The organism is Palleronia aestuarii (assembly GCF_003253995.1).
GTDB lineage: Bacteria > Pseudomonadota > Alphaproteobacteria > Rhodobacterales > Rhodobacteraceae > Palleronia > Palleronia aestuarii.
This window is the reverse complement of record NZ_QKZL01000007.1, coordinates 1-11,654: the sequence shown is the minus strand read 5'-3', so window position 1 is coordinate 11,654 and position 11,654 is coordinate 1. Positions and strand designations below refer to the sequence as shown.

Annotated in this window: 10 protein-coding genes; 7 read left to right on the top strand and 3 right to left on the bottom strand. The window is 67.8% G+C overall.

Features of this window, described 5'->3' with window-relative positions; translation table 11 throughout:
- Positions 1 to 151 precede the first annotated feature (151 nt).
- Complete coding sequence (locus LX81_RS22175; protein ID WP_170133909.1) at positions 152 to 325, bottom strand: hypothetical protein; 174 nt, start codon at positions 323 to 325, stop codon at positions 152 to 154.
- 119 nt (positions 326 to 444) lie between these two features.
- On the opposite strand from LX81_RS22175, the gene dnaE reads away from it, so the two are divergent.
- Entirely contained in the window at positions 445 to 4,086 is a 3,642-nt protein-coding gene (gene dnaE / locus LX81_RS10095) for a DNA polymerase III subunit alpha (RefSeq protein ID WP_111537203.1), read from the top strand.
- Entirely contained in the window at positions 4,083 to 4,631 is a 549-nt protein-coding gene (locus tag LX81_RS10090; protein WP_111537202.1) for a hypothetical protein, read from the top strand. Before dnaE ends, LX81_RS10090 begins: the two co-directional genes overlap by 4 nt.
- Position 4,632: 1 nt before the next feature.
- On the opposite strand, the gene LX81_RS10085 is transcribed toward LX81_RS10090, so the two are convergent.
- Positions 4,633 to 4,833 (bottom strand): SlyX family protein, encoded by a 201-nt coding sequence (locus LX81_RS10085; protein ID WP_111537201.1) that lies wholly within the window; start codon positions 4,831 to 4,833, stop codon positions 4,633 to 4,635.
- Between the two features lie 90 nt (positions 4,834 to 4,923).
- Here LX81_RS10085 and hisS point away from each other — a divergent pair, with 90 nt between their 5' ends.
- Genes hisS through hisG form a run of 3 tightly spaced genes read left to right on the top strand, consistent with a single transcriptional unit; the run spans position 4,924 to position 8,203 of the window.
- Positions 4,924 to 6,393, top strand: coding sequence for a histidine--tRNA ligase (gene hisS, locus LX81_RS10080; RefSeq protein ID WP_111537200.1), 1,470 nt, complete (start codon positions 4,924 to 4,926; stop codon positions 6,391 to 6,393).
- On the top strand, positions 6,390 to 7,484 hold the full coding sequence (locus LX81_RS10075) for an ATP phosphoribosyltransferase regulatory subunit (RefSeq protein ID WP_111537199.1): 1,095 nt from the start codon (positions 6,390 to 6,392) through the stop codon (positions 7,482 to 7,484). Before hisS ends, LX81_RS10075 begins: the two co-directional genes overlap by 4 nt.
- Positions 7,478 to 8,203, top strand: coding sequence for an ATP phosphoribosyltransferase (gene hisG, locus LX81_RS10070; RefSeq protein WP_111537198.1), 726 nt, complete (start codon positions 7,478 to 7,480; stop codon positions 8,201 to 8,203). The genes LX81_RS10075 and hisG overlap by 7 nt, the downstream gene beginning before the upstream one ends.
- On the opposite strand, the gene LX81_RS10065 is transcribed toward hisG, so the two are convergent.
- On the bottom strand, positions 8,200 to 8,628 hold the full coding sequence (locus LX81_RS10065) for a DUF1489 family protein (RefSeq protein ID WP_111537197.1): 429 nt from the start codon (positions 8,626 to 8,628) through the stop codon (positions 8,200 to 8,202). The two genes, hisG and LX81_RS10065, sit on opposite strands and share 4 nt — an antisense overlap.
- A 131-nt stretch (positions 8,629 to 8,759) precedes the next feature.
- Here LX81_RS10065 and LX81_RS10060 point away from each other — a divergent pair, with 131 nt between their 5' ends.
- Both LX81_RS10060 and LX81_RS10055 read left to right on the top strand, forming a co-directional pair.
- The gene (locus LX81_RS10060) at positions 8,760 to 11,261 is read left to right on the top strand and encodes an adenosylcobalamin-dependent ribonucleoside-diphosphate reductase (protein ID WP_111537196.1); all 2,502 of its coding nucleotides are present in this window, start codon (positions 8,760 to 8,762) and stop codon (positions 11,259 to 11,261) included.
- Between the two features lie 97 nt (positions 11,262 to 11,358).
- Positions 11,359 to 11,654, top strand: a 296-nt coding sequence (locus tag LX81_RS10055) for a transposase (protein ID WP_211322746.1), incomplete at its 3' end; no start/stop codon positions are given.

Sequence of the window (11,654 nt, the reverse complement as noted above, 5' to 3'; positions counted from 1 at the left end):
ATACTCGGAACGCGCCGCCGATGCGGCGTAGACGGCGCGTCATTCGTCGAGGATCAAAGCAAGCGAGCCGCCGTATTGCAAGAGCCACGATTGCCCGGGCGTCGTGAAGCTGTGCCCGAGCGTGACGCGACAGTGTCGCGAAGGCCTTTCGTCAGTTCCCGGACCCCTGGATCGCGCGTCCGGCATCCTCGACGGCCTCGCCGACATTGCGCTGCGCGTCCTCTAGCGCCCGCTCGCCATCCGGCGTGAGGTTCAGCACTCCCGCATAGACGAGGATCGCGATGACCACGATGATGACGAGGGCGAGCCCCAGAATGTTGCGCATGGTCCGATCCCCTTTCCTGTCGGCGGCAATCTAGGAGGTCGGGCCGGCGAAGCCAAGATCGCCGATCTACGGCCGATTCCGATCTGGCTTGCCCCGCGGCCGCACGATACCCTCCGGACATGGGAAAAGAACCGCGTTTCATCCACCTCCGTCTCCATACCGAATATTCGCTCCTCGAGGGGGCGGTGCGGCTGAAGAAGCTGCCGGGGCTCGTCGCCGGAATGGGGATGCCGGCCGTCGCCGTCACCGACACGAACAACATGTTCGCCGCCCTCGAATTCTCCGTGGGCGCGATGGATGCGGGCGTGCAGCCCATCGTCGGATGCCAGATCGGCGTGTCGGGATACGGCGAGGTGGCGCAGGGCCGGCAGGCCGCGCCGCCCGCGCCGCTCGTTCTCCTCGCGCAGAACGCGCAGGGCTACGCGAACCTCATGAAGCTCAATTCCGCCCTCTATCTGCGCGGGGAGGCGTCCGATCCCCATGTCACGCCCGACGATCTCGCCGCGCATGGCGAGGGGATCATCTGTCTGTCGGGCGGGCCGGATGGCCCCGTGGGACGGCTCCTGTCGCAGAACCAGAGGCCGAAGGCGGAGGCGCTTCTCGCACGGCTCGCCGCGATCTTTCCGAACCGTCTCTACGTCGAGCTGCAACGCCATCCGGGCGAGGGCGGGGCGCTCGCGGAGATCGAGCGGCTTACCGAACGCGGCCATGTCGAGATGGCCTATGCGATGGACCTGCCGCTCGTCGCGACGAACGACGTCTATTTCCCGAAGGCGGAGATGTACGAGGCGCACGACGCGCTGATCTGTATCGCCGAAGGCGCCTATGTCGACCAGAACGAGCCACGCCGCAGACTGACCGCGCAGCATTACCTCAAGTCGCCCGCGGAGATGGCGACGCTCTTCGCGGATCTGCCGGAGGCGCTGGAGAACACGGTGGAGATCGCGCGCCGCTGCGCCTTCGCCGTCTCCCGCCGCGACCCGATCCTGCCGCGCTTCGCCGACGACGAGGTCGAGGAACTGAGGCGCCAGGCGAAGGCCGGGCTCGCCGAGCGCCTCGCCGTCATCCCCCATGCGGCGGAGGTCGCGGAATACGAGGCGCGGCTCGAATTCGAGCTTGGCATCATCGAGGGGATGGGGTTCCCCGGCTATTTCCTCATCGTCGCCGACTTCATCAAGTGGTCGAAAGATCGGGAGATCCCGGTGGGCCCCGGCCGCGGATCGGGCGCGGGTTCGCTCGTGGCCTACGCGCTGACGATCACCGACCTCGATCCGCTGCGCTACTCGCTTCTCTTCGAGCGGTTCCTCAACCCCGAACGGGTGTCGATGCCCGACTTCGACATCGACTTCTGTATGGATCGCCGCGACGAGGTGATCCGCTACGTGCAGGAGCGCTACGGGCGCGACCGGGTCGGGCAGATCATCACCTTCGGCGCGCTCCTGTCGAAGGCCGCCGTGCGCGATGTGGGCCGGGTGCTGCAGATGCCCTACGGGCAGGTGGACCGGCTTTCGAAGATGATCCCCGTCGAGGGGGTGAAACCCGTCTCCATCGAGAAGGCGCTCGCCGACGAGCCGCGTCTCAGGGAGGAGGCGAAGAACGAGGAGGTGGTGAACCGGCTTCTCACCTATGGCCAGCAGGTCGAGGGCCTCCTGCGCAACGCCTCCACCCACGCGGCGGGCGTGGTGATCGGGGACCGGCCGCTCGACGAGCTCGTGCCGCTCTACCGCGATCCGCGCTCCGACATGCCGGCTACGCAGTTCAACATGAAATGGGTGGAGCAGGCCGGGCTCGTGAAGTTCGACTTCCTGGGCCTGAAGACGCTGACGGTGATCCAGAACGCGGTCGACCTCATCACCGCGACGCGTTCGCTTCATGTCGCGCCGGATGGCGTCACGCTCTACGATCCCCCCGAAGGCACGGAGAACCAGATCGCCCTCATCCCGCTCGACGACGAGAAATCCTACCGCCTCTATGCCGGAGCCAAGACGGTCGCGGTGTTCCAGGTGGAAAGCTCGGGCATGATGGATGCGCTGCGGCGCATGAAGCCAACGTGCATCGAGGACATTGTGGCGCTCGTCGCGCTCTACCGGCCCGGCCCGATGGAGAACATCCCGAAATATTGCGAGGTCAAGAACGGGCTTTCCGCCCGCGACACGCTGCATCCGCTCGTCGACCATATCCTCGACGAGACGCAGGGCATCATCGTCTACCAAGAACAGGTGATGCAGATCGCGCAGGAAATGGCCGGCTACTCGCTCGGTGGCGCCGACATGCTGCGCCGCGCGATGGGCAAGAAGATCCAGGCCGCGATGGATGCCGAGCGGCCGAAGTTCCTGGCGGGCGCGAAGGCGAAGGGCGTGCCGGAGAAGAAGGCGCTGGAGGTCTGGAACCTCCTCGACAAGTTCGCCAATTACGGCTTCAACAAGTCCCACGCCGCGGCCTATGCGGTGGTGAGCTATCAGACCGCCTGGCTGAAGGCGAACCACCCGGTCGAGTTCATGGCGGGCGTCATGAACTGCGACATCCACCTGACCGACAAGCTCGCCATTTATGCCGAGGAGGTGCGTCGCGGGCTCGGGATCGAGATCGTTCCGCCTTGCGTGAACCGCTCCGAAGCCGCCTTCTCCGTCGATGACGGAAAGATCGTCTATGGTCTCGGCGCGCTCAAGGGGGTGGGGCTCGAGGCGATGGGTCTCATCGTGGCGGGCCGTCGCGATCAGGCCGATGGCGTCGCGGGCTCGAGCCGGGATCTCGCGGTCCCAGGGGGTGAAGCCCCGGGTCAAGCCCATGGCGCGATGGGAGTTGCGGAACCCTCGCTAGCGGCGATGACAGCGCAGCAGTGCGTGGGGCGCGACCGGCCCTTCGCCACGCTCTACGACCTTGCCCGGAGGGTGGATCTGAAGCGGGTGGGCAAGCGCCCACTCGAGATGCTGGCCCGCGCCGGCGCGTTCGACGCGCTCGACGGCAACCGGCGGCGGGTCCTGCAGAGCCTCGACGCGCTCGTGGCCTATTCCGCCGCCATCTTCGAGCAGAAGACCTCCTCCCAGGTCTCCCTCTTCGGGGAAGCCGGAGACGATCTGCCGGAGCCGCGGCTCTCTCCCGTCGACGACTGGCTGCCGACGGAGCGGCTGACGGAGGAACATGCGGCGATCGGCTTCTACCTCTCGGGCCACCCGCTCGACGATTACATGGCGCCGCTGAAGCGCAAGGGCATCTTGACGCTCGAGGCGCTGACGGAACGGGCCCTGCAGGGGCCCTGCGTCGCGAAACTCGCGGGCGCCGTGTCCGCGCGGCAGGAGCGCAAATCCGCGCGCGGCAACCGTTTCGCCTTCGTCCAGCTGTCCGATCCGACCGGGCTCTACGAGGTTACGATCTTCTCCGATACGCTCGAGGCCGCCCGCGAGCATCTGGAGACCGGGTCGAACGTCGTCGTTCAGGTCGAGGCGACCATGGAGGCGGAGCAGTTGAAGCTCCTCGCCCGTTCCGTCGCCCCGATCGACGTCGCCGTGGCGAATGCGGGCGGGTCTGGATTGCGGATCTATGTCGAGGAGGCGGATGCGGTGGCGCTCGTGGCCTCCGTCCTCGACCGGGCGCGCAATGAGGGCCGCATCCGCGGAAGCGGGCCGGTGAGCCTTTGTCTCATGGATCCGGACCTGCCGGGCGAGGTGGAGGTGGCGCTGGGCGCCGATTTCCCCGTCACGCCGCAGATCAAGGGCGCGCTCAAGTCGCTCGGCGGGGTGCTGGCGGTCGAGGACGTATGAGCGGCATCCGCGCGACAGCACTCTGTCTGCTCCTCGCGGCCTGCGTGCCGCCGGGATCGGGCCCGATGGTCACCTCCTCCGGTCCGCTCGCTCCGGGCGAGGTCGGGACGGCTTGCGGGCTGTCGCGTACCGCGCGGGGCGTCGAGGTTGCGGCGGCGCCAGAGACCGGCCGCACCCGCTGGCGGATCCACGATACCGCGCCGGGATCGACGGCGCCGCGCACGCAGTACGTGACGGGGTTCACCGACAATTGCGCGCGACAGGTGACCGCCGCCCTCCTCCTCTTCGGCAGCCCGCTCGTGCACGAGACCCTGCGCTACGACCCGTCGAACCGGGTGCCCTACTCCGATCTCGACAGGGCCTATGAGCAGGTGAAGGGGCGGGTCTGCGGCGTCGGTGCGGGCGTTCCCTGTCCGGCGGGCCGGATCGACGCGCTCGAACGGCGGACGACATTCGTCACGATCTACCCGACCTTCGGTGCGACGACGGGGCTCGTCATCCTGCTGATCGACGGGGGGCGGATCGTGGCGACGGGGTCCGGCTGAGCTACCAGTGCGGCGGGCGCTCGTCGCCCAGGACCACGCCGCCGCCCCCGGCGGCCTCGCGCTCGGCCTCCCGCGCCATCAGCATTTCCACCCGCCGCTCGAGAAGGTCGATGCGGTCGGCCTGGGCCGCGACCACGTCGGACAGCTCGTCCGTCGTACGGATGAGATGGGCCAGCCGTTCCTCGATCGCATCCCGTTCCATTCCGTTCTCCTATCAAGGCCCCGCCGGGCTTGCTTGCGATGAGTTCCCCTCTGGGCTAGACGACCGGCGATCCGCAAGCGGGGACCATTCATGGCGAAGCAGAAGAAGCAACCCCGCCCCAAGGCACAGACGCCGAAGGGGTTCCGCGACTATCGCGGGGCGGAGGTCACGCGCCGCGACGAGATGCTCGCGTCGATCAAGCGGATCTATCACCTCTACGGCTTCGACGCGCTCGAGACCTCGGCCGTGGAGACGGTGGAGGCGCTGGGCAAGTTCCTGCCAGACGTCGACCGTCCGAACGAGGGCGTCTTCGCCTGGGAGGAGGACGAGGGCTGGCTCGCGCTACGCTACGACTTGACCGCGCCCCTCGCGCGGGTCGCCGCGCAGTACCGCCAGGAGCTGCCGCAGCCCTACCGCCGCTTTCAGGTCGGTCCCGTCTGGCGCAACGAGAAGCCGGGGCCCGGACGGTTCCGGCAATTCTATCAATGCGACGCGGACACGGTCGGCTCCGCTTCGATGGCTGCCGATGCGGAGATTTGCGCGATGCTCTGCGACGTGCTGGAGGCGGTCGGGATCGCGCGGGGCGATTACGTCGTGCGGATCAACAATCGCAAGGTCCTGAACGGCGTGATGGACGTCGCGGGGATCGGTGGCCCGGAGCACGAGGCGGAACGCGGCATCGTGCTGCGCGCCATCGACAAGCTCGACCGGTTGGGCGAGGACGGCGTCCGTGCCCTCCTGGGGGAAGGCCGCCGCGACGAAAGCGGGGACTTCACGAAGGGGGCTGGGCTCTCGGCGTCCTCGTCCGATGCCGTGCTGAGCTTCGTCGGCGCGCGGTGCGAAACGAACGCATCGACACTGGATCGGCTCGGCGACCTCGTCGCTGACAGTGCGACCGGGTGCGCGGGGGTCGCGGAACTCCGCGAGATCGCCGATCTGGTCGATGCTCAAGGCTACGGTGCCGACCGCATCGTCATCGACCCCTCCGTCGTGCGGGGCCTCGGCTACTACACCGGTCCCGTCTACGAGGCGGAGTTGACCTTCGAGGTCACGGACGAGAAGGGGCAGCCGCGGCAATTCGGCTCCGTCGCGGGGGGCGGGCGCTACGACGATCTCGTGAAGCGGTTCACCGGGCAGGAAGTGCCCGCGACGGGCGTGTCGGTCGGTGTCGACCGGCTCCTTGCGGCGCTCGCCGCGCGGAACGCGGACGTGGCCGAGGCGGACGGGCCGGTGATCGTGACCGTCATGGATCGCTCGGCCATGGACGAGTACCAGAAGATCGCGTCCGATCTGCGCCGGGCCGGTATCCGTGCGGAGGTCTATCTCGGCAATCCGAAGAATTTCGGCAACCAGCTCAAATATGCCGACAAGCGACGCGCGCCTCTCGCCATCATCCAGGGCGAGGACGAACGCGCGCGGGGCGTCGTGCAGATCAAGGACCTCGTGCTCGGCGCCAGGCTCGCGGAAGAAGTGAGCCACGAGGAATGGCGGGCGCAGCCCGCCCAGGTCGAGTGCCCGCGCGACCGCCTCGTCGAAGAGATCGAAGCGCGGCTGCGATGACCTCTCCTGCGGACAGGGCCGCGGAGCGGGCGGAGGCCATGCGGCTTCTCTCGGTCTTCGAGGACGCGGGCGGCGTGCGGACCGAGACCGACATCCTGCAACCCGCGGGCGGGCTCCTCGACCTCTACGGGGAAGACATCCGGGCGCGCGCCTTCACGACGGCGGGACCCGACGGGGGGGAGCTGATGCTGCGTCCCGACTTCACCGTGCCCCTCGTGCGTCGGCACATGGAGGAGGGGGGCGATCCCGCGCGCTACGCCTATGCGGGCGAGGTTTTCCGGCGGCAGGAACACGCGCCGGAGCGTCCCGCCGAATACATGCAGGTGGGCTTCGAGCTTTTCGGCGGCGACGATCCCGCGGCGGCGGATGCGGAGGTTTTCGCGCTTTTCCACGACGCCCTCGCGCCGCTCCGGCCCTCGATCGCCATCGGCGATATCGGCCTCATCACGGCTGCCGTACGCGGCCTTCCCTGTTCGGAGCGGCGACGGGCGGCGCTCCTGCGTCATATCTGGCGCCCGAAGCGGTTCCGCGCGCTTCTCGACCGTTTCGCCGGGCGCACGAAGCCGCCCGCAACGCGGACGGCCCTGCTCGCCGCCGCCGATCCGATGGCCGAGGCGGGACCCGAGATCGGGCTGCGCGGGCGGGCGGAGGTGCTGGAGCGGATCGAGGCGCTCCGGGCCGATGCGGAGGAGCCGCCGATCGCCGCTTCCGCCGTGGCTTCCATCGACGACATCCTCGCGATCGCCTCCAACTCCGCCGACGCCCTCGAACGCCTGCGCGATATCGAGGTGGACCTGCCCGCGATCCGCGCTGCCGTTCACCGCTTCGAACGTCGCCTCGCGGCCCTCGGGGATCGGGGGATACCGGCGGACCGTATCCCCTTCGAGGCGAGCCTCGGCCGCAGCTCGATGGAATATTACGACGGGTTCGTCTTCGCCTTCACCCTTCGCGGTCGGCCGGACCTCGCCCCCATCGCCACCGGCGGACGCTACGACGCGCTCACCCGCGTCATCGGGGCGGGGCGGTCCGTCCCGGCGGTGGGCGGGGTGATCCGGCCGGCAATCTGCCTTGCGGGGACATCTCCATGCTGAAGCTCGGTGTGCCGTCCAAGGGCCGTCTGATGGAAAAGACCTTCGACTGGTTCGGCGAACGCGGCCTCGCGATGGGGCGCGGGGGCTCGGAGCGCGAATATGCGGGGCTGGTGGAGCATGACGATGTGGAACTCGTCATGCTGAGCGCGGGCGAAATTCCGCGCGAACTCGCCGCGGGCCGCATCCATCTCGGCGTGACCGGATCGGATCTCGTGCGCGACACGCTCGCCGGTTGGGACGACAAGGTGGAGGTGCTGGCGCCGATGGGTTTCGGCCATGCCGACCTCGTTCTCGCCGTCCCGCGTTTCTGGGTCGATGTCGACACGCTCGAGGATCTCGACGCCGCCGCCGCCGCCTTCCGCCGCCGCCACGGCTTCCGGCTCAGGATCGCCACGAAGTATCACCGCCTCGTGCGGGAATACCTGCGCGCGCATGGCGTCGCCGATTACCAGCTCGTCGACAGCCAGGGGGCGACCGAAGGGACGGTCCGCAACGAGACTGCGGAGGCCATTGCGGACATCACCTCGACAGGCGAGACGCTGCGCGCCAACCACCTCAAGATCCTCACCGACGGTCCGATTCATGCGAGCCAGGCCACGCTCTTCCGCGCGCGGAACGCGGAATGGGACGGGCCGAGCCGCGACCGGCTCTCGCGCCTCCTCTCCGATATCGGGCGCCACGCCCGGAGCGAGCTTCTCGAAACGAAGCTCTCTTCTTAGCGGACGCCGATTTCCGCGAGGGCGGCCATCAGGCGCGGCGGCAGATCCGTCTCGCCCTCGCGCGTTTCGCCCAGATCGGCCGGCGCGTCCGCCTGCGGGAGATAGCGCCAGCCCTGGAACGGACGTTTCGGAACCGCTTCGGTCCGGACGATCCTCGCATCGAGCTGGATGGCGCAGCGCCGGATGCCGTCCTCGCTTGTGATCTCCTCGAAGCCCGTGATCGCCTGACGTGCGAGGATCACGCGCTGGATCACCCAGTAGATCGATCCGCCATCGAGGATCTCCTCCGCCCGTTTCGGCCACATCCGGGTCACGTGGAAGCGACGCCCGCCACGCTCCGCCGCGCGCTGGCTCTGGAACCGCTCGAGCCCCGCGACACTCTCCGTCCCCACGCTGAGCTTCAGCATGTTCAGAGCACCCGACATCACTTTCCCCCGATCTCCTACACTCCGTGGCCGTCGCGACACCATGATCCCCCGGATCATGCGCCCGGCGTTGACCCGGCCCCACCGGATCCCTAGCGTGAACGCTCCCACCCGCAGGAAAGTGCCACGCCATGAGCAGCTTTGCCGCTCCCATATCCGAACAGATCTGGGACATGAAGTACCGCCTGAAGGCGGCGGACGGATCGCCGATCGACCGGAGCGTCGAGGAGACCTGGCGGCGGATCGCGCGTGCCACGGCGGCGGTGGAGGCGGATCCCGATCTCTGGGAGGATCGGTTCTACGCCGCGCTCGATGGCTTCAAGTTCCTGCCTGCCGGACGGATCACCGCGGGCGCGGGGACGGATCGCTCTGTCACGCTCTTCAATTGCTTCGTCATGGGCACCGTGCCGGATTCGATGGGCGGCATCTTCGAGCATCTGCGCGAGGCGGCGCTGACGATGCAGCAGGGGGGCGGGATCGGCTACGACTTCTCCACGATCCGGCCGAAGGGCGCGGACGTGAAAGGAGTGGCGGCGGATGCGTCGGGGCCGCTTTCGTTCATGGATGTTTGGGACGCGATGTGCCGCACGATCATGTCGGCGGGTGCACGGCGCGGCGCGATGATGGCGACGATGCGCTGCGATCATCCCGACATCGAGGAGTTCGTCACCGCGAAGTCCGATCCGGCCCGGCTCAGGAACTTCAACGTGAGCGTGCTCGTCACCGACGCCTTCATGGAGGCCGTAAAGGCCGACGCATCCTGGGATCTCGTCTTCGACGGGCGGGTTTTCTCCACGATCTCGGCGCGCGATCTCTGGAACCGGATCATGCGGTCGACTTATGATTACGCGGAGCCGGGCGTGATCTTCATCGACCGCATCAACGAGATGAACAATCTCGCTTATTGCGAAACGATTGCGGCGACCAACCCGTGCGGAGAGCAGCCGCTGCCGCCCTATGGCGCGTGCCTCCTCGGCTCCGTCAATCTCGCAAGATTGGTACTCTCGCCGTTCACCGGCGAGGCCCGGCTCGATGAGGAGGCGCTTGACGATCTCGTCGCCACCGCGGTGCGGATGATGGACAACGTGGTCGACGCGAGCCGCTTTCCGCTCGAGGCGCAGGCGCGGGAGGCGGCCGCGAAGCGCCGTATCGGCCTCGGCGTGACGGGGCTCGCCGATGCGCTCGCCATGACGAACCAGCGCTACGGCTCCGAGGAGGCGGCGCGTCTGACGGAGGGCTGGTTGCACCGGATCGCCCGCGCCGCGTACCTCGCGTCATCGCGGTTGGCAGCGGAGAAGGGGGCTTTCCCGCTCTTCGACGCGGAAAAATACTTGGCCTCCGGAACCCTTGCCGGGATGGATGCCGATGTCCGGGACGCCATCGCGCGGGACGGGATCCGCAATGCGCTCCTCACCTCCATCGCGCCTACGGGTACGATCAGCCTTTATGCGGGCAACGTCTCATCGGGGATCGAGCCGGTCTTTGCCCATGCCTATACCCGCAAGGTGCTGCAGAAGGATGGATCGAGGCGCGAGGAGGAGGTCGTCGATTATGCCGTCGCCCTCTGGCGGGAGCGCAACGGCGACGCGGACCTGCCGGATCATTTCGTCACCGCGCAGTCGCTCGCCCCGCTCGATCACGTCCGGATGCAGGCGGCGGCGCAGAAATGGGTCGATTCCTCCATCTCGAAGACGATCAACTGCCCCGAGGACATCTCGTTCGAGGCGTTTCGCGACGTCTACGAGGCGGCCTACGAAAGTGGCTGCAAGGGGTGCACGACCTACCGCCCGAACGCCGTCACGGGAAGCGTCCTCGCCGTCACGGCAACCGATGCCGCCGTCGCCGCGAAAGGGTGGGGCGAGCGACTTGGGGCAGCGATATCGCGGAAGGGCCACGCCACGCCGGACGACGCGGCGGCGGCACTGGGACTGGAACGCAGCCTCCTGCGCGCGCTCGTCGCGGAGGAGGCCCCTGTCACCGAGGACTTGGCTGCGCGGCTTGCAGGCGGCCTGGATGTCACGGCGGACTGGCTCCTGACGGGCGACGGTCCCACCCCCTCGAAAGACCCATCGTCCGCGGCCCCGCCAATCGCAGCCGAGGCGGACGTGATCTACATGTCCGAACCCCTCGAACGCCCGCAATCGCTCGAGGGACAGACCTACAAGCTGAAATGGCCCGACAGCGAGCATGCGCTCTACATCACGATCAACGACCTCGTGCAGAACGGCCATCGCCGGCCGTTCGAGATCTTCGTCAATTCGAAGAACATGGAGCATTTTGCTTGGACCGTGGCGCTCACCCGGATGATCTCCGCGGTGTTCCGGCGCGGCGGCGACGTGTCGTTCGTGGTCGAGGAGCTGAAGGCCGTCTTCGACCCCCGCGGCGGTGCCTGGCTGCAGGGTAAGTACATTCCCTCGATCCTGGCCGCGATCGGCGGCGTGATCGAGCGGCACCTGCTCTCGACGGGCTTCATCGCGAGCGAGGGAATGGGCCTGAAATCCGATCCCGAAGCCCGGATCGTCGCCCTCGCCGGCACGCCCGCCCGCGCCTGTCCATCCTGCGGTAGCTTCGAGCTTCACATGGCCGAGGGGTGCATGACGTGCTCGGCCTGTGGTTACTCCAAGTGCGGGTGAGATTGTAAAAACTGTTCTTGTTGTTCCGACGGGCGGCCTTGTTGCAGAAAGCCTGCGTGGGATTCACATCGTGAGTCCAGCGACATAGCTGTCCGGCATGTCCAAGCCTGCGCCCACCCGTTGCCGCACCCTGAACTGGTCGAGTTACAACGCGTCGCTGCGTGAGCGCGGGTCTCTGACGGTCTGGTTCGACCCGGGCATGGCTTGGCACGCGGCGCCTTCGGGCAAGCAGGGGCGGCAGCAAACCTTCTCGGACGCGGCGATCCAAGCGTGCCTGACCATCAAGGTGCTGTTCGGCCTGCCGCTTCGCCAGACAACGGGCTTCGTGGCGAGCCTGTTGAAGCTCATGGGGCTCGACTGGTCGGTGCCGGACTACTCGACGCTGTGCCGGCG